A 16,670-nucleotide genomic window follows, 5' to 3' on the forward strand; every position below is an offset into this window, starting at 1 on the left:
CGCGAAGAACTCAGTGCGGGACCGGCAGCGCCGCGGCAGCGGTCTGGGTCGTGGAGAGGGCGGCGCGCATGCCTTGCATCAGCGCGTCGGTCGAGGGCGCGAAGACGTCGAGGATCGGGCCGGGATGGACGCCGTAATAGATCGTCAGCGCCACGAGCGGGGCGAGGATCAGCATCTCGCGGCGGTCGAGGTCGGTGATCGCCTGCAGGCTCGGCTTCTCGAGCTTGCCGTAGACCACACGGGCGAACAGCCACAGGGCGTAGGCCGCCGACAGGATGATGCCGAAGACCGAGAAGAACGACACCATCGGGTTGGCCCGGAAGGCGCCCATCATCGCCAGGAACTCGCCGACGAAGCCCGAGGTGCCCGGCAGGCCGACATTGGCCATCGTGAACACCATCATGGCGACCGCGTAGAGCGGCATCCGTTTCACCAAGCCGCCATAGGCCGAGATCTCGCGGGTGTGCATCCGGTCGTAGATCACGCCGACGCAGAGGAAGAGCGCGCCCGAGACGATGCCGTGCGAGATCATCAGGAACAGGGCGCCCTGGATGCCCTGCTCGTTGAGCGTGAACAGGCCGAGTGTCACGAAGCCCATATGCGCCACGGAGGAATAGGCGATGAGCTTCTTGATGTCGGTCTGCACCAGCGCGACCAGCGAGGTGTAGATGATCGCCACCACCGACAGCGTGTAGACCATCGGGGCGAAGTAGTGCGAGGCGTCCGGGAACATCGGCAGCGAGACCCGGATGAAGCCGTAGCCGCCCATCTTCAGCAGGATGCCCGCCAGGATGACCGAGCCGGCGGTCGGCGCCTCGACGTGGGCGTCGGGAAGCCAGGTATGGACCGGCCACATCGGCATCTTCACCGCGAAGGAGGCGAAGAAGGCGAGCCAGAGCCAGATCTGCATGTTCGCCGGGAACCGGGTCTGCAGCAGGGTCGGGATGTCGGTCGTGCCGGCCTGCCAGTACATCGCCATGATGGCGAGCAGCATCAGCACCGAGCCGAGCAGGGTGTAGAGGAAGAACTTGAACGACGCGTAGATCCGGCGCTTGCCGCCCCAGATGCCGATGATGAGGAACATCGGGATCAGGCCGGCCTCGAAGAACAGGTAGAACAGCACCAGGTCGAGGGCGCAGAACACGCCGATCATCGTGGCCTCGAGGACCAGAAACGCGACGAAGTACTCCTTCACCCGGTGCTCGATCGACAGCCAGGAGGCACCGACGCAGAACGGCATCAGGAAGGTGGTGAGCAGAACGAGCGGCATCGAGAAGCCGTCGACGCCGAGCTTGAACCGGATCGTCTCGGTCAGCCAGGCGTGGGTCTCGACGAGCTGGAACTGCGCCGTGGAGGTGTCGTAGCGGCCCCAGGCGACCAGGGACAGCAGGAAGGTGGCGAGCGTCGCGATGAGCGCCGCCCAGCGGGCGTTGCGCCGGACCGATTCGTCGTCGCCGCGGAGCGTGAGGATGAACGCGGCGCCGACGAGCGGCAGGATGATGAGGCCGGAGAGGATCCCGAGGCCGAGCATGATTCTCTGTTCTCCGGTCAGGTCAGTGGGTGGCCGCGGAGACGCCGGTGATCAGGTACCAGCTCACCAGGGCCGCGACGCCGACCAGCATCACGAAGGCGTAATGGTAGACGTAGCCGGTCTGGAGACGGACCACGCCGCGGGTGATGTCGACGACGCGGGCGGCGATGCCGTTCGGGCCCATCCCGTCGATGATGCGGCCGTCGCCGACCTTCCACAGGAACTCGCCGAAGCCCTTGGCAGGACGGACGAAGATCCGGTCGTAAAGCTCGTCGAAGTACCACTTGTTGAGCAGGAAGCGGTACAGCAGCGGCTGGTTCGTCGCGAGCTGATGCGGCAGTTCCGGCCGGCGGATATACATCCAGAAGGCGAGCAGGAAGCCGAGCACCAGCATCACGAAGGGCGAGTGCTGCACCCAGGCCGGCGCGTTGTGGATGTCGTGCATGATGTGATTGTCGGGGCCGTGCGCGAGCGCGCCCTTCCAGAACTCGTCCATGCCCTCGCCGATGAAGCGGTTCTTGAACACCAGGCCGGCGAAGAGCGCGCCGAGCGCCAGGACCGCGAGCGGGATCGTCATCACCCGCGGGCTCTCGTGCGGGGTATGGGCGTGGTGGTCGTGGTGCTCGATCGCCGAATGCGAGGCCGGCTCGACGTCATGGCCCTTGTCGTCGTGGGCGACACCCTCGTGGTGGCCCGGTGCGCCGTCGGCTTGGGCAGAGGCATGGGCGACCGCATGGTGCGCGTGGGCATCGCCGTGGTGGTCGTCATGACCATGGGCGTTCTGCCAGCGGGCAGGCCCCTCGAAGGTCATGAAGAACAGGCGCCAGGAGTAGAACGAGGTCATGAAGGCCGCGATGACGGTCGCCAGGAAGGCCAGCACGTGGCCCGGCCTGGTCGACATGTAGGCCGCCTCGATGATCGCGTCCTTCGAGTAGAATCCGGCCGTGAACGGGAAGCCGATCAGCGCCAGGGTGCCGATCGCCATCATGGCGGTGGTGAAGGGGATGTAGCGGCGCAGAGCGCCCATGTTCCGCATGTCCTGCTCGTGGTGCATCGCGTGGATGACCGAGCCGGCGCCGAGGAACAGCAGCGCCTTGAAGAAGGCGTGGGTGAAGAGGTGGAACACGCCCGCCGCGTAGGCGCCGACGCCGAGCGCGACGAACATGTAGCCGAGCTGCGAGCAGGTCGAGTAGGCGATGACGCGCTTGATGTCGTTCTGCACGAGGCCGACGGTGGCGGCGAAGAAGGCCGTGATGCCGCCGATCACCGTGACGACGATCAGCGCGTTGGGCGCGGCATCGAAGAGCGGCGACAGGCGGGCGACCATGAACACGCCGGCGGTCACCATGGTGGCGGCGTGGATCAGTGCCGAGACCGGGGTCGGGCCCTCCATCGCGTCCGGCAGCCAGGTATGGAGCAGGAACTGCGCCGACTTGCCCATCGCGCCCATGAACAGCAGCAGGCAGCAGATGGTGAGCGCGTTCCAGTCGTAGCCGAGCAGGTGGAACGTCGCGTCCTTGAGTTCCGGCACCTTGGCGAAGATGGCGTCGTAGCTGACGGCGCCGAACAGCACGAAACAGAGGAAGATGCCGAGCGAGAAGCCGAAATCGCCGACGCGGTTGACGATGAAGGCCTTCATCGCCGCGGCGTTGGCCGAGGGCTTCTCGTACCAGAAGCCGATCAGCAGGTACGAGGCGAGGCCGACACCCTCCCAGCCGAAGAACATCTGGACGAGGTTGTCCGACGTCACCAGCATCAGCATGGCGAAGGTGAAGAGCGACAGGTAGGCGAAGAACCGCGGCCGGTGCGGGTCCTCGTGCATGTAGCCCATCGAGTAGAGGTGGACGAGCGCCGAGACGCTGTTGACCACCACCAGCATGACCGCGGTCAGCGTGTCGGCCCGGAACGCCCAGTCGACCGTCAGGCCGCCGGCGGTGAACCACGTCGCGACGTGGTGCGTGGTGGCGCCGTGGCCGTGCCCGCCGGTGACCTCGAAGAAGGCGACCCAGGACAGGAGCGCCACGAAGACGAGGATGCCGGTGGTCACCACCTCGCTGGCCCGCGGGCCGATGCGGCGCCCGAACAGACCGGCGATGAGGAAGCCGATCAGGGGCAGGAAGACGATCGCGTGGTACATGCTCGGGGTCCGGCCTCGCGTGGCTCTTGCCGCTGCGGCACTGGTTCTTCGGAAAAGGGCTGAGGGCGTGGGGCCTGCGTCAGCCCTTCATCATGTTGACGTCCTCGACGGCGATCGACCCGCGGTTGCGGAAGAACACCACCAGGATGGCGAGGCCGATGGCGGCCTCGGCGGCGGCGACCGTCAGCACGAACAGGGCGAAGACCTGGCCGACGATGTCGCCGAGATGGGTCGAGAACGCCACCAGGTTGATGTTCACCGCGAGCAGGATCAGCTCGACCGACATCAGGATGACGATGATATTCTTGCGGTTGATGAAGATGCCGAGCACCCCGAGGGTGAACAGGATCGCGGCGACCGTCAGGTAATGGCTCAAACCGATCATCGTGCCTCTCGACCGCGGGCGGCCGCCTTCGTGTCGCGAGGCTTCACCGAAGCCCCGCCGCTCGTGCCATCAGCATCGCGAGGCTCGTCGAGCCCCGCACGACTTCTTCAAACCGCGGCGAGGATCAGACCTCGACACCCTGCCCGGTCGGGACGTGGCGCACCTCGACGGCATCGGCCTGGGTGCGGGCGTTCTGGATCGCGATGTCCTGGCGCTTGACGCCGGGCCGGTCGCGCAGGGTCAGCACGATCGCGCCGATCATCGCGACCAATAGGATCAGGCCGGCGACCTGGAAGAACAAAAAGTAGTTGGTGTAGAGAACGAGACCCAGGGCCTGCGTGTTGGTCACGGTCTCCGAACCGGGCGAGACCGCCAGCGGCCCGTGCACCAGGCCGGGATCGATCGCCCAGGAGCCGACGACGAGAAGCAGCTCGATCAGGAACACCGCCCCGATCAGCCCGCCGACCGGCAGGTAGTCCTGGAAGCCCTGGCGCAGCTCGGCGAAATCGACGTCGAGCATCATCACGACGAACAGGAACAGCACCGCGACGGCGCCGACATAGACCACGACCAGGATCATGGCCAGGAACTCCGCCCCCATCAGCACGAACAGCCCGGAGGCGTTCACGAAGGCGAGGATGAGGAAGAGCACCGAGGTGACGGGGTTGCGCGAGGCGATCACCATGAAGCCGGAGGCGACGGTGATCGCGGCGAACAGATAGAAGAAGGCGGCGGCTGCGGTCATGCGCTGAATTCATGCCGCCTGGCGGCGGCCTCCTGCCCGACCCCCGGAGCGTCCCGGCGGCCCGTCTATAGAACCCGCTCCCGCGGCGCACAACCGGGGGAGCGGCGAATGTGTCGTCGGTGTGGGGAGGATCACCGCCCTCCCCTGCTCCTTGGCGAGGGAGAGCGAGCCGCTCTCCCCCAACCGGCGTTCAGCGGTAGGGCGCGTCCGCCGCGATGTTGCGGGCGATCTCGCGCTCCCAGCGGTCGCCGTTCGCGAGCAGCTTCTCCTTGTCGTAGAGAAGCTCCTCGCGGGTCTCCACCGAGAACTCGAAGTTCGGCCCCTCGACGATGGCATCGACCGGGCAGGCCTCCTGGCACATGCCGCAATAGATGCACTTCACCATGTCGATGTCGTAGCGCGTGGTGCGGCGCGTGCCGTCGTTGCGGCGCGGGCCCGCCTCGATGGTGATGGCCTGGGCCGGGCACACCGCCTCGCACAGCTTGCAGGCGATGCAGCGCTCTTCCCCGTTGGGGTAGCGCCGCAGGGCGTGCTCGCCGCGGAAGCGCGGGCCGCGATGGCCCATCTCGAAGGGGTAGTTGATCGTCGCCTTGGGCTTGAAGAAGTAGCGCATCGCCAGGGCGAACCCGGTGACGAACTCCTTCAACAGCAGGCCGCGGGCGACCTGGTCGAGCTTCATGGCTCGTTCTCCGACGGTTGGGTTCAGGAGACCGGCGCGAGGCCGGTCAGCTTGAGGACGAAGGCGACGACGAAGACCATGACCAGCGAGAGCGGAAGGAAGACCTTCCAGCCCAGCCGCATGAGCTGGTCGTAGCGGTAGCGCGGCACCATGGCCTTCACCATGGCGATCATGAAGAACAGGAAGCTGGCCTTGAGGGCGAACCAGATCAGGCCCGGGACCCAGGTGAAGGGCGCGAACGGGATCGGGGAGAGCCAGCCGCCGAGGAACAGGATCGTGCCGAGCGCGCACATCGTGACGATGGCGACGTACTCGCCGAGCATGAACAGCAGGTACGGGGTGGAGGAGTATTCCACCATGTAGCCGGCGACGAGCTCGGATTCGGCCTCCGGCAGGTCGAAGGGCGGGCGGTTCGTCTCGGCGAGCGCCGAGATGAAGAACACCACGAACATCGGGAACAGCCACAGCCAGTACCAGCCGAGGATGCCGAGCGAGGTGTCCTGCGCCCGCACGATCTGCGACAGGTTGAGCGAGCCGGCGCACATCAGCACCGTCACGATCACGAAGCCGAGCGAGACCTCGTAGGACACCATTTGGGCGGCCGAGCGGAGCGCGCCGAGGAAGGCGTATTTCGAGTTCGAGGCCCAGCCGCCCATAATGACGCCGTAGACGCCGAGCGACGAGATCGCGAAGATGTAGATGATGCCGACATTGATGTCGGCGATCGGCCAGCCGTCGGCGAGCGGGATCACCGCCCAGGCGGCGAGCGCCAGGGTGGCGAAGATCAGCGGCGCCAGGAGGAACAGGCTCTTGTTGGCGCCGGCCGGAATCACCGGCTCCTTCAGCACGAACTTCAGGAGGTCGGCGAAGGATTGGAACAGGCCCCAGGGCCCGACCACGTTCGGGCCGCGGCGCAACTGCACCGCCGCCCAGATCTTGCGGTCGGCGAGCAGCGCGTAGGCGATGAAGACGAGCAGCGCCACCAGCAGCGCCACGCTCTTCAGGGCCACGAGGAGGACGGTGCCCAGCACCTCCCAGACGGTCATCGGTCGGTGCTCCTCATTCCGCCGCTTCGAGGGCCCGCCCGCGGGCGAGACCCGAGCACTCGGCGAGCACCCGCGAGGCGCGGGCGATCGGGTTGGTGAGATAGAAATCGGCCACCGCCGGGCGGAACGGCTCGCGGCCGGCCTCGCCCGAGAGACCCGCCAGCGTCGTCAGCGCGGCGACGCCGTCGCTCTGCGCGACCTGATCGATGCCGGCGAAGTGCGGATGCGCGGTGTAGAGCGCCTTGCGGAGCGCGGTCAGCGAGTCGAACGGCAGGCGCTGGCCGAGCACGTCCGACAGGGCGCGCAGGATCGCCCAATCCTCGCGGGCATCGCCCGGCGGGAAGGCGGCGCGGTTGGCGAGCTGGACCCGGCCTTCGAGGTTGACGTAGGTCGCCGACTTCTCGGTATAGGCCGCGCCCGGCAGGATCACGTCGGCGCGGTGGGCGCCCTTGTCGCCGTGGGTGCCCTGGTAGATCACGAAGGCGCCCGGGCCGACCTCGACCTCGTCGGCGCCGAGGTTGAACAGCACGTCGAGCGCGCCGCCCTGCACCATCTCGGCGAAGGTCAGGCCGCCCTCCCCCGGCACGAAGCCGAGATCGAGGGCGCCGACGCGGGACGCCGCGTTCTGGAGCACGCCGAGACCGTTCCAGCCCTCGGCCTTGGAACCGAGGCCCTGGACCAGCTTGGCGACCGCGGCAAGGAGGGCCGCGCCGTCGGCACGGGCAAGCGCCGCCTGGCCGACGATCACCAGTGGACGCTCGGCGCCCTTCAGCGCCTCGGCGAAGCTGTGCCGGCCCGACGCGATCTCGGCCAGGGTCTCGGGGCCCGCGCCGAGATAGGCGTGGGGATAGGTGAGATCCGCGTCCTCGCCGATCACGCCGATCTGGACCGGCGACATCCGCCAGCGCTTGCGGATGCGGGCGTTGAGGAGCGAGGCCTCGGTGCGCGGGTTGGCGCCGACGATCAGGATCGCATCCGCCTGCTCGATGCCGGCGATGCCGGGACCGAAGGTGTAGGCGGACCGGCCCCAGGCCGGATCGATCATCGCGCCGTCCTGGCGGCAATCGAGGTTCCGGACCTTGAGCGCGCCCATCAGAATCTTGAGGGCGAAGATCTCTTCCGCACCCGCGAGGTCACCGACGATCGCGCCGACGCGCTTCGGATCGGCGCCCTTCAGCTTCGCCGCGATGGCCCCGAAGGCCTCGGCCCAGGAGGCCGGGCGCAGGCGGCCGTTCTCGCGCAGGTACGGCCGGTCGAGGCGCTGGAGGCGCAGGCCGTCGACGACGTGGCGGGTCTTGTCGGAGATCCACTCCTCGTTGATCGCCTCGTTCACCCGCGGCTCGATCTGCATCACCTCGCGGCCGCGGGTATCGACGCGGATCGCCGAGCCGACCGCATCCATCACGTCGACGGACTCGGTCTTGTTCAGCTCCCAGGGGCGGACGTTGTAGGATTGCGGCTTGTGGACCAGCGCGCCGACCGGGCACAAATCGGCGACGTTGCCCTGCAGCTCCGATTCCATCGCGCGCTCGAGGTAGGAGGTGATCTCCATGTCCTCGCCGCGGCCGATGGCGCCGAGATCCGGCACGCCGGCGACTTCCGCCAGGAAGCGGACGCAGCGGGTGCAGTGGATGCAGCGGTTCATCGCGGTCCGCACCAGCGGGCCGATATACTTCTCCTCGACGGCGCGCTTGTTCTCGCCGTAGCGGGTCGAGTCGACGCCGTAGGCCATCGCCTGGTCCTGCAGGTCGCAATGGCCGCCCTGGTCGCAGATCGGGCAATCGAGCGGGTGGTTGATGAGGAGGAACTCCATCACCCCCTCGCGGGCCTTCTTGGTCAGGGCCGACTTGGTCGACACCGCCGGCGGCTCGCCGTTCGGGCCCGGGCGGCAATCGCGCACGGCCCAGGCGCAGGAGGCGACGGGCTTGGGCGCGCCCTTCAGCTCGACCAGGCACATGCGGCAATTGCCGGCGATCGACAGGCGCTCGTGGAAGCAGAAGCGCGGGATCTCGGCGCCCGCGACCTCGCAGGCCTGGAGCAGGGTGTAGTCCGGCGGGACATCGACCTCGATGCCGTCGACGAGGATTTTGGTCATCGGTTCAGCTCAATGTGTCGCGTCGGCGAGATCGAGCCGGCGCTCGATGCGCTCGACGCGAATCTCAAGGCGGTCGATCCGGCGATGGACGCCGGCCAGATTCTCTTCGACGCCGGAAACCCGCCGCTTCAGGTCGTTCACGTCGTCGATGAGGCGATCGACCTTCTCATCGATGCGCCGCAGGTACACGAGGACCAGGTTATCGGGTTCGCCGGCCATGGCGGTCACTCCGCCGCCATCGGCACCGGGGTCGGGTGCGGGTTGGCGGTGTAGCGGTCGATGCGCTTCTCGATCTCGGGACGGAAATGCCGGATCAGGCCCTGGATCGGCCAGGCGGCGGCGTCGCCGAGCGCGCAGATCGTGTGGCCCTCGATCTGCTTCGTCACGTCGAGCAGCATGTCGATCTCGCGCTTCTGCGCCCGGCCCTCGGCCATGCGCAGCATCACGCGCCACATCCAGCCGGTGCCCTCGCGGCACGGGGTGCACTGGCCGCAGGACTCGTGCTTGTAGAAGTAGGCGATGCGGGCGATCGTCGCGACCATGTCGGTCGACTTGTCGAACACCATCACGGCGGCGGTGCCGAGACCCGACTTCAGGTTCTTCAGCGTGTCGAAATCCATCGGCGCGTCGATGATCTCGGCCGCCGGCACCAGCGGCACCGAGGAGCCGCCGGGGATCGAGCAGAGCAGGTTGTCCCAGCCGCCGCGCATGCCGCCGCAATGCCGGTCGATCAGCTCGCGGAAGGTGATGCCAAGCTCTTCCTCGACGTTGCACGGCTTGTTGACGTGGCCCGAGATGCAGAACAGCTTGGTGCCGGTATTGCCCGGCCGGCCGAGGCCCGCGAACCAGGCGCCGCCGCGGCGCAGGATGGTGCCGGCCACCGCGATCGACTCGACGTTGTTCACCGTCGTCGGGCAGCCGTAGAGGCCCATATTGGCCGGGAACGGCGGCTTCAGCCGCGGCATCCCCTTCTTTCCCTCCAGGCTCTCGATCAGCGCCGTCTCCTCGCCGCAGATGTAGGCACCGGCGCCGTGGTGGACGTAGATGTCGAAGGGGTAGTCGTGGAGGTTGCTCTCGCCGACGAGGCGGGCGGCATAGGCCTCGTCCACCGCGCGCTGGAGCGCGTGCTTCTCGGCGACGTACTCGCCGCGGATGTAGATGTAGCAGGCATGCGCGCCCATGGCGAAGCAGGCCAGCATGCAGCCCTCGATCAGGAGATGCGGGTCGTGCCGCATGATCTCCCGGTCCTTGCAGGTGCCCGGCTCCGACTCGTCGGCGTTGACCACGAGGTAGTGCGGCCGGCCATCCGACTTCTTCGGCATGAAGGACCACTTCAGGCCGGTGGGGAAGCCGGCGCCGCCGCGGCCGCGCAGGCCCGATTTCTTCATCTCCTCGATGATCCAGTCCCGGCCCTGCTGGAGCAGGAACTTGGTCCCGTCCCACGCGCCGCGTTTCTTCGCGGCCTCGAGACCGGGGGAGTGGAGACCATAGAGGTTGGTGAAGATCCGATCCTGATCGGCGAGCATGGCGATCGTCCTACAGGCCTGCTGTGAAGGGAAAGTACGTCATCGTCGTCAGGACTTCGCCGTCGGCGCCGGCGCATCCTTGCCGTCGGTGGGCTTGCCGTCCGCGGCCGCCTGCGCGGGCGCCGCGGCGGCCTTGCTCTCGGTCGCGCGGCCGGCATCGGGTCGCGCCGCCTTCGGGTTCTCGGCGGCCGAGGCCTCGGTGCGGGCCTTCTCGCCGGTCGTGTCGGCGCCCTGCTCCTTCAGCCCCTCTTCCTCGAAGCGCTTGCGCCAAGCGCCGACGCGCGAGCCGTCGAACAGCGTCTCGTCTTGGAGCGTCGTGACCGCGTCCTTGGGCTCGGAGGAGGTCCGGCCGATCTGCGACCCGATCTTCACCGGGCGGCCGGCGGCGAGGTCGTCCATCAGCTTGCCGAGGAGCTCAGGGGTGAGATCCTCGTAATAGTCGTGGTTGATCTGCGCCATCGGGGCGTTGCAGCACGCACCCAGGCACTCGACCTCGAGCCAGGAAAAGTTGCCGTCCGGGCTGACATGACCCGAGGGGCCGAGCCGCTCGTGCAGGTACTGCTTCAGCTCGCGGGCGCCGCAGACGTCGCAGGGAGCTGTGCCGCAGACCTGGATCCAGTAGCGGCCGACCGGCTCGAGGGCGAACATGGTGTAGAAGGTCGCGACCTCCAGCACCCGGATATGCGGCATGCCGAGCTGGTCGGCCACCGCCTCGATCGCCTTCTGCGGCAGCCAGCCGCCATTCTGCTCCTGCGCCTTCCACAGGAGCGGGATCACGGCCGAGGCCTGGCGCCCCTCAGGGTACTTGGCGATCTGCCCCTTTGCCCATTCCGCGTTCTCAGGCGTGAACGCGAAGCTCTCGGGCTGCTCGGATACCGGGGCGAGTCTGCGGTTGGCCATGTCTCAAACGTCCATGTCTCATACGTCTCCGGCGGGTGCGGTCTTCAGGCGCGATGCGCCCTCACCGGTCCACCTCGCCGAACACGATGTCGAGCGTGCCGAGGATGCACGACACGTCCGCCAGCATGTGGCCGCGGCACATCCAGTCCATCGCCTGGAGGTGGGCGAAGCCCGGAGCGCGGATCTTGCAGCGATACGGCTTGTTGGTGCCATCCGCCACGAGATACACGCCGAACTCGCCCTTGGGCGCCTCGACCGCGGCATAGACCTCGCCGGCCGGGACGTGGAATCCCTCGGTGTAGAGCTTGAAGTGGTGGATGAGCGCTTCCATCGAGCGCTTCATCTCGCGCCGCGGCGGCGGCGCGACCTTGCCGTCCTGCGTTGCGATCGGCCCCTGGCCGGCCGGCTCGCGCAGCTTGGCGATGCACTGCTTCATGATGCGCACCGACTGGCGCATCTCCTCCATGCGGATGACCTGGCGATCGTAGGTGTCGCCGTTCTTTCCCACCGGGATGTCGAATTCCATCTCGGCATAGGCCTCGTAGGGCTGCGACTTGCGCAGGTCCCACGGGATGCCGGAGCCGCGCACCATCACGCCCGAGAAGCCCCAGGCCAGCGCCTCCTCGACCGACACGATGCCGATATCGACGTTGCGCTGCTTGAAGATGCGGTTCGACATCACGAGATCGTCGAGATCGTCGACGATCTGCGGGAAGGTCTCGCAGAACGCCTCGATGTCGTCGATCAGGCTCGGCGGCAGGTCCTGGTGGACGCCGCCCGGCCGGAAGTAGTTGGCGTGGAGACGAGCACCCGAGGCACGCTCGTAGAAGATCATCAGCTTCTCGCGCTCCTCGAAGCCCCAGAGCGGGGGCGTGAGGGCGCCGACATCCATCGCCTGCGTGGTGACGTTGAGGAGATGCGACAGCAGCCGGCCGATCTCGCAGTAGAGGGTGCGGATCAGCTGGGCCCGGCGCGGCACCTCGATGCCGAGCAGGCGCTCGATACCGAGGCAGAAGGCGTGCTCCTGGTTCATCGGCGCGACGTAGTCGAGCCGGTCGAAATAGGGCGTCGCCTGGAGGTAGGTCTTGACCTCGATCAGCTTCTCGGTGCCGCGATGGAGCAGGCCGATATGCGGATCGACGCGCTCGACCACCTCGCCGTCGAGTTCCAGCACGAGGCGCAGCACGCCGTGCGCCGCCGGGTGCTGTGGGCCGAAATTGATCGAGAAGTTGCGGATGCTGTGCTCGCCCATGTCGGCTCAGCCTTTCGCCGGTGCCTTGTCGGCCTTCTCGTCGCCCGGGAGCACGTAATCGGTGCCCTCCCAGGGGGACAGGAAGTCGAAGTTGCGGAATTCCTGCGTCAGTCGCACGGGCTCGTAGACCACCCGGGCCTCGTCCTGGTCGTAGCGGACCTCGACGAAGCCGGTGAGCGGGAAGTCCTTGCGGAGGGGATGCCCCTCGAAGCCGTAATCGGTGAGCAGCCGGCGCAGGTCCGGATGGCCCGAGAACAGGATGCCGTAGAGGTCGTAGGTCTCGCGCTCGAACCAGTTCGCGGCCGGGAAGACCGGGATCGCGGACGGGACCGGCGTGCGCTCGTCGGTCTGCACCTTCACGCGGATGCGCCGGTTATGGCGCATCGACAGCAGGTGGTAGACGACATCGAAGCGCTTCGCCCGCGCCGGGTAGTCGGCGCCGCAGATGTCGATGAAGGTAGAGAAGGCGCAGGCTGGATCGTCCCGCAGATGCGTGAGCACCCGCAGGATCTCGGAGCCCTCGACGATCAGGGTCAGTTCGCCGAAGGCGATCGTCCGGTCGTTGATCGCGGCGCCCAAGCTCGCGGCAAGCGTGTCGGACAGGGCCTGGAGGACCGCGTCGCCCTGCTCGCTCTGGGTATGGGCCCGGATGGTGATGCCGTTGCTCATGCGATCCCCGCCTCAGCGCTCGATGGTGCCGGTGCGGCGGATCTTCTTCTGCAGCAGCAGAACGCCGTAGAGCAGGGCCTCGGCGGTCGGCGGGCAGCCCGGGACGTAGATGTCCACCGGCACCACCCGGTCGCAGCCGCGCACCACCGAGTAGGAATAGTGGTAGTAGCCGCCACCGTTGGCGCAGGACCCCATCGAGATGACGTAGCGCGGCTCCGGCATCTGGTCGTAGACCTTGCGCAGCGCGGGCGCCATCTTGTTGGTCAGCGTGCCGGCGACGATCATCACGTCGGACTGGCGCGGCGAGCCGCGCGGGGCGAAGCCGAAGCGCTCGCAATCGTAGCGCGGCATCGACATCTGCATCATCTCGACGGCGCAGCAGGCCAGGCCGAAGGTCATCCACATCAGCGAACCGGTGCGGGCCCAGGTGATGAGGTCGTCGGTGGTGGTCAGGAGGAAGCCGCGATCGGCGAGTTCGTCGCTGATCGTCAGGAAGGTCGGGTCGTTTGCGCCGATCGGCTTGCCGGTGGAGGGGTCGAGGATACCCTTCGGCTGCGGCGCGATCGCGGGGGCGCGGACGGTGGTGAGGGACATGGCGGGGTCCGGTGCTTCTCGTCTCGGGGGCGGCGTCGACGCTTTAAGCTTCTAGTCCCACTCGAGGGCGCCCTTGCGCCACTCGTAGACGAAGCCGACGGTCAGCACGCCGAGGAAGAGCATCATCGACCAGAAGCCGAACCAGCCGAGGTCCCCGAACGTGATCGCCCACGGGAACAGGAAGGCCACTTCGAGATCGAAGATGATGAACAGGATGGCGACGAGGTAGAAGCGCACGTCGAACTTCATGCGCGCGTCGTCGAAGGCGTTGAACCCGCACTCGTAGGCCGAGAGCTTCTCCGGGTCCGGGCTGTTATAGGCCACCAGGAACGGGGCCACGAGGAGCGCCGCCGCGATGAAGAGGGAGACGCCGATGAAGATCACCAGCGGCAGGTAATCCGACAGGAGGCCGTTCATCGAGCATCCTCAAGGGTTGGCGCGAGGCCTTGGTGCGGGCCCGCGCCGCGGGGGCCGCCGGGGCCGTTCTCGGAACGGTTCCAAAGCCCGGAAGGTGCGCGAGGCTTAAACGAGCGAGTATGACGAAACAAGGGGCGTTCGCACCGCACAAAGCGCGAACGTCAATCCGACAGATAGGGTGGCGACCGGAGCGCACAACGCCGGGAAGCCCGGGTCCGCCGGGGAGTATCGTCGCAGGCCCCTCCCCTTCCGGGGCGTTTGCCGCCGTCCGGGCGTTTTTCGCGATCCGGTCGCCGTGCTGCGGTGCAGTATAAAGTGTCAACCGTCCGACAGGATCAGGGCCCAGAACCGCTTGTAGCGGCTCCCGGGCGCGTCGACGCGGGCGATGCCGACGCGCTTGACCTGCGGCATCAGCATGTTGCGGTTGTGCTCGGGCGAGACCTGCCAGCGCTTCAGCACCTCGTCGAAGGTGGCCGAGCCGGCGCTGAGATTCTCCGCAGCGTAGCGGCCGCCGAAGCCGGCGCGCTTGAGGCGCGCATCGAAGGTGCCGCCGACCTCGTGCGAGAGCTGTCCCGCCCGGGCATTGGCCCCGGCCTGGTAGGAGGCGGCGCGGATCAGCGAGGAATCGACGACGACCGGCCCGAGGCCGTGGCTGGCGCGATAGCGCGAGATCGCCGCCGCGGCGGCGGCCTCGTCGAGGATCACCGGCGTCGTCGGCAGGTCGGGCGTCGGCAGGATCGCCGTGCCGCTGCATCCGGCGAGTGCCAGGGCTCCGGCGGCCAGGCCCCCGGCTAGGAACGTCGTCGCGAGGCCGCGCCGCGGGACCCCTGCCACGCGAGAGGCGGGAACCGTCGAACGGAACGGATGCGACATCGTCTTCACTCAAGCCCTGGACAAGCGGCGCCATGCGCGAAGCCGCCACCTGTCGGGCGATTGTGGAGATTTTCGGGGCGAGGGCCCGCCTCACGCCGCCCGTAAGGTCGCGAGGAAGCGGTGGACCTCGGCGCCGATGCTGGCCGATTGCCGCGCGACGGTGTCGGCGGCCTCCAGCACGTGCCGGGCGGCCGCGCCGGTGGCCTCGGCATCGAGGGCCAGGCCCTCGACCGACCCGCTGACCTGGGCGGTGCCGGCGGCGGCCTGCGCGACGCTCGACACGATCGCCTGCGTCGCGCCGACCTGGGCCTCGACCGCGGCGGCGACCCGGGCCGAGACGCCGCTGATGGCGCGGGCCTGTGCGGCCACGTCGCCCATGGCGGCACTCGCCTGGCGGGTGGTGTGCTGGATCGCCGCGACCTGGGCCGAGATCTCCTGCGTCGCCCGGTCGGTCTGGCCGGCGAGCTCCTTCACCTCGGCGGCGACGACCGCGAAGCCGCGCCCCGCCTCGCCCGCCCGGGCCGCCTCGATCGTCGCGTTCAGCGCCAGCAGATTCGTCTGCGAGGCGACCCCGGCGATCACCGAGATCACGGTGCCGATGCGCGAAGCGGCCTCGTTGAGGCTGTACATCACCGCGGCGGTCCTGTCGGTCCCGGCCACCGCGTCCTGCGCCATCGCGGCGGCCTCGCGCACGCCGGTCCCGACCTCGGCGATCGACCGGCCGAGCCCTTCGGCCGCCTCCGCCAACCCTCCGGCCTCGCGGGATGCGGCGGCGGCGGAAGCCGCAGCGGTGCCGGCCCGGCCGACGGCCTCGGCGGCGGTGCCGGACATCGCCCGGGCGGTCGCATCGAGGTCGCGGGCCGCTTCATCGACCTGGGCCAGCACCCCCGCCACCGCGGTCTCGAAGGCCCGGACCTCCTGACTCATCTGCGCGGCGCGGCGGGCCTGCGCTTCGCTGGCGTCCCGTTCGGCCGCGAGCGCTTCGCGCTCCATGAGGACGATCCGGAACCCGTCGATGGCCCGGGCGATTCCCCCGATCTCGTCGCGCCGGCCGGTGCCGGGCACCGCCACGTCGTAGCGGGATGCGGCGAGCGCCGCGGTGGCCCCGGTCAGGCTTTCGAGGCCGCCGACGATCGAGCGCCAGCCGAGCACGCCGAACAGGCCGACGCCGACGAGCGCCGCGCCCGCGATGGCGCAGAGCCACAGGGCATGGCGCCAGAACGCCGCGTCGATGTCGTCGATGTAGACGCCGGTGAAGATCGCGAGCTGCCACGGCGCGAAGCCCTGGATGTAGCTCAGCTTCGCGACGTGGGCGGTGCCGCCCGGGCGGGTGAACAGGTAGCGCAGGGTGCCGGGCGTACCGGATCGGGCGATGGCGGTGATGGCCTTGACGAGGAGCATGCCGCCCGCATCCTTCAGGCCGCTCATGTCCTTGCCGATCCAGTCGGGCTTCGGCGGCATCACCAGGGCGGTGCCGGAAAAGTCGTAGACCGCGAGGTAGTTGTCGCCCTCGTAGCGCATGTCGTGGGCGCGAGCGGAGAACTGCGCCATCGCCGCGTCCCGGGTCAATGTGCCGGCCTTCACCTGCGCCTCGAGGCTCGTGGCCGCCGCGAGCGCCACGTCGGAGAGGGCACGCATCTTCGCCACCCGCTCGGCCATCAGGCTGTTGTGGTTGGCCCGCAGAGCATAGACCACCACCGCCCCGAAGCCGATCACCGCCGCCATCATCATGACGGCGAACTTCCGGCTCACGCTCGTGTTCGACCAAGACATCGTCGATCCTCGACCCTTCGGGCGGGACCTTACGGCAGCGATGCTTGA

At 68.3% G+C, this 16,670-nt stretch carries 15 protein-coding genes and 1 pseudogene; all 16 read right to left on the minus strand.

The features are described 5' to 3' along the window. Positions 1–10 precede the first annotated feature (10 nt). Positions 11–1,531 carry an NADH-quinone oxidoreductase subunit M gene (locus tag HBB12_RS22490; protein WP_236991396.1) on the minus strand — a complete coding sequence of 507 codons (1,521 nt, stop codon included), beginning with the start codon at positions 1,529–1,531 and terminating at the stop codon, positions 11–13. Positions 1,532–1,553: 22 nt separating this feature from the next. Continuing rightward, positions 1,554–3,668, minus strand: a complete 2,115-nt coding sequence (gene nuoL / locus HBB12_RS22495; RefSeq protein ID WP_236991397.1) for an NADH-quinone oxidoreductase subunit L — start codon at positions 3,666–3,668, stop codon at positions 1,554–1,556. 79 nt (positions 3,669–3,747) lie between these two features. After that, positions 3,748–4,053, minus strand: coding sequence for an NADH-quinone oxidoreductase subunit NuoK (gene nuoK / locus HBB12_RS22500; RefSeq protein WP_048425446.1), 306 nt, complete (start codon positions 4,051–4,053; stop codon positions 3,748–3,750). 124 nt (positions 4,054–4,177) lie between these two features. Continuing rightward, complete coding sequence (locus tag HBB12_RS22505; RefSeq protein ID WP_236991398.1) at positions 4,178–4,798, minus strand: NADH-quinone oxidoreductase subunit J; 621 nt, start codon at positions 4,796–4,798, stop codon at positions 4,178–4,180. 190 nt (positions 4,799–4,988) lie between these two features. Next, positions 4,989–5,477: an NADH-quinone oxidoreductase subunit NuoI gene (gene nuoI / locus HBB12_RS22510; protein WP_048425444.1), complete on the minus strand. Its 489-nt coding sequence runs from the start codon at positions 5,475–5,477 to the stop codon at positions 4,989–4,991. Between the two features lie 23 nt (positions 5,478–5,500). After that, positions 5,501–6,523, minus strand: a complete 1,023-nt coding sequence (nuoH, locus tag HBB12_RS22515; RefSeq protein WP_203154534.1) for an NADH-quinone oxidoreductase subunit NuoH — start codon at positions 6,521–6,523, stop codon at positions 5,501–5,503. A 13-nt stretch (positions 6,524–6,536) separates the two neighbouring features. Beyond that, positions 6,537–8,618: an NADH-quinone oxidoreductase subunit NuoG gene (gene nuoG, locus HBB12_RS22520; protein ID WP_236991399.1), complete on the minus strand. Its 2,082-nt coding sequence runs from the start codon at positions 8,616–8,618 to the stop codon at positions 6,537–6,539. 9 nt (positions 8,619–8,627) lie between these two features. Next, positions 8,628–8,837, minus strand: coding sequence for a hypothetical protein (locus HBB12_RS22525; RefSeq protein WP_236991400.1), 210 nt, complete (start codon positions 8,835–8,837; stop codon positions 8,628–8,630). A gap of 5 nt (positions 8,838–8,842) precedes the next feature. Beyond that, positions 8,843–10,144, minus strand: coding sequence for an NADH-quinone oxidoreductase subunit NuoF (nuoF, locus tag HBB12_RS22530; protein ID WP_236991401.1), 1,302 nt, complete (start codon positions 10,142–10,144; stop codon positions 8,843–8,845). A 54-nt stretch (positions 10,145–10,198) separates the two neighbouring features. Continuing rightward, positions 10,199–11,044: pseudogene (nuoE, locus tag HBB12_RS22535) on the minus strand (NADH-quinone oxidoreductase subunit NuoE); the annotation flags it as partial. Between the two features lie 61 nt (positions 11,045–11,105). Next, on the minus strand, positions 11,106–12,296 hold the full coding sequence (locus tag HBB12_RS22540; protein WP_236991402.1) for an NADH-quinone oxidoreductase subunit D: 1,191 nt from the start codon (positions 12,294–12,296) through the stop codon (positions 11,106–11,108). 6 nt (positions 12,297–12,302) lie between these two features. Next, a complete protein-coding gene (locus HBB12_RS22545; RefSeq protein WP_236991403.1) occupies positions 12,303–12,965 on the minus strand; it encodes an NADH-quinone oxidoreductase subunit C in 663 nt (220 codons plus the stop codon). A 12-nt stretch (positions 12,966–12,977) separates the two neighbouring features. Further along, positions 12,978–13,559, minus strand: coding sequence for a NuoB/complex I 20 kDa subunit family protein (locus HBB12_RS22550; protein WP_236991404.1), 582 nt, complete (start codon positions 13,557–13,559; stop codon positions 12,978–12,980). A 51-nt stretch (positions 13,560–13,610) separates the two neighbouring features. Next, positions 13,611–13,976: an NADH-quinone oxidoreductase subunit A gene (locus HBB12_RS22555; protein WP_048453080.1), complete on the minus strand. Its 366-nt coding sequence runs from the start codon at positions 13,974–13,976 to the stop codon at positions 13,611–13,613. 318 nt (positions 13,977–14,294) lie between these two features. Continuing rightward, complete coding sequence (locus HBB12_RS22560) at positions 14,295–14,849, minus strand: CAP domain-containing protein (RefSeq protein ID WP_442919306.1); 555 nt, start codon at positions 14,847–14,849, stop codon at positions 14,295–14,297. Positions 14,850–14,939: 90 nt separating this feature from the next. Continuing rightward, on the minus strand, positions 14,940–16,622 hold the full coding sequence (locus HBB12_RS22565) for a methyl-accepting chemotaxis protein (RefSeq protein ID WP_236991406.1): 1,683 nt from the start codon (positions 16,620–16,622) through the stop codon (positions 14,940–14,942). Positions 16,623–16,670 lie beyond the last annotated feature (48 nt).

The organism is Methylobacterium sp. SyP6R (assembly GCF_019216885.1).
Lineage (GTDB): Bacteria > Pseudomonadota > Alphaproteobacteria > Rhizobiales > Beijerinckiaceae > Methylobacterium.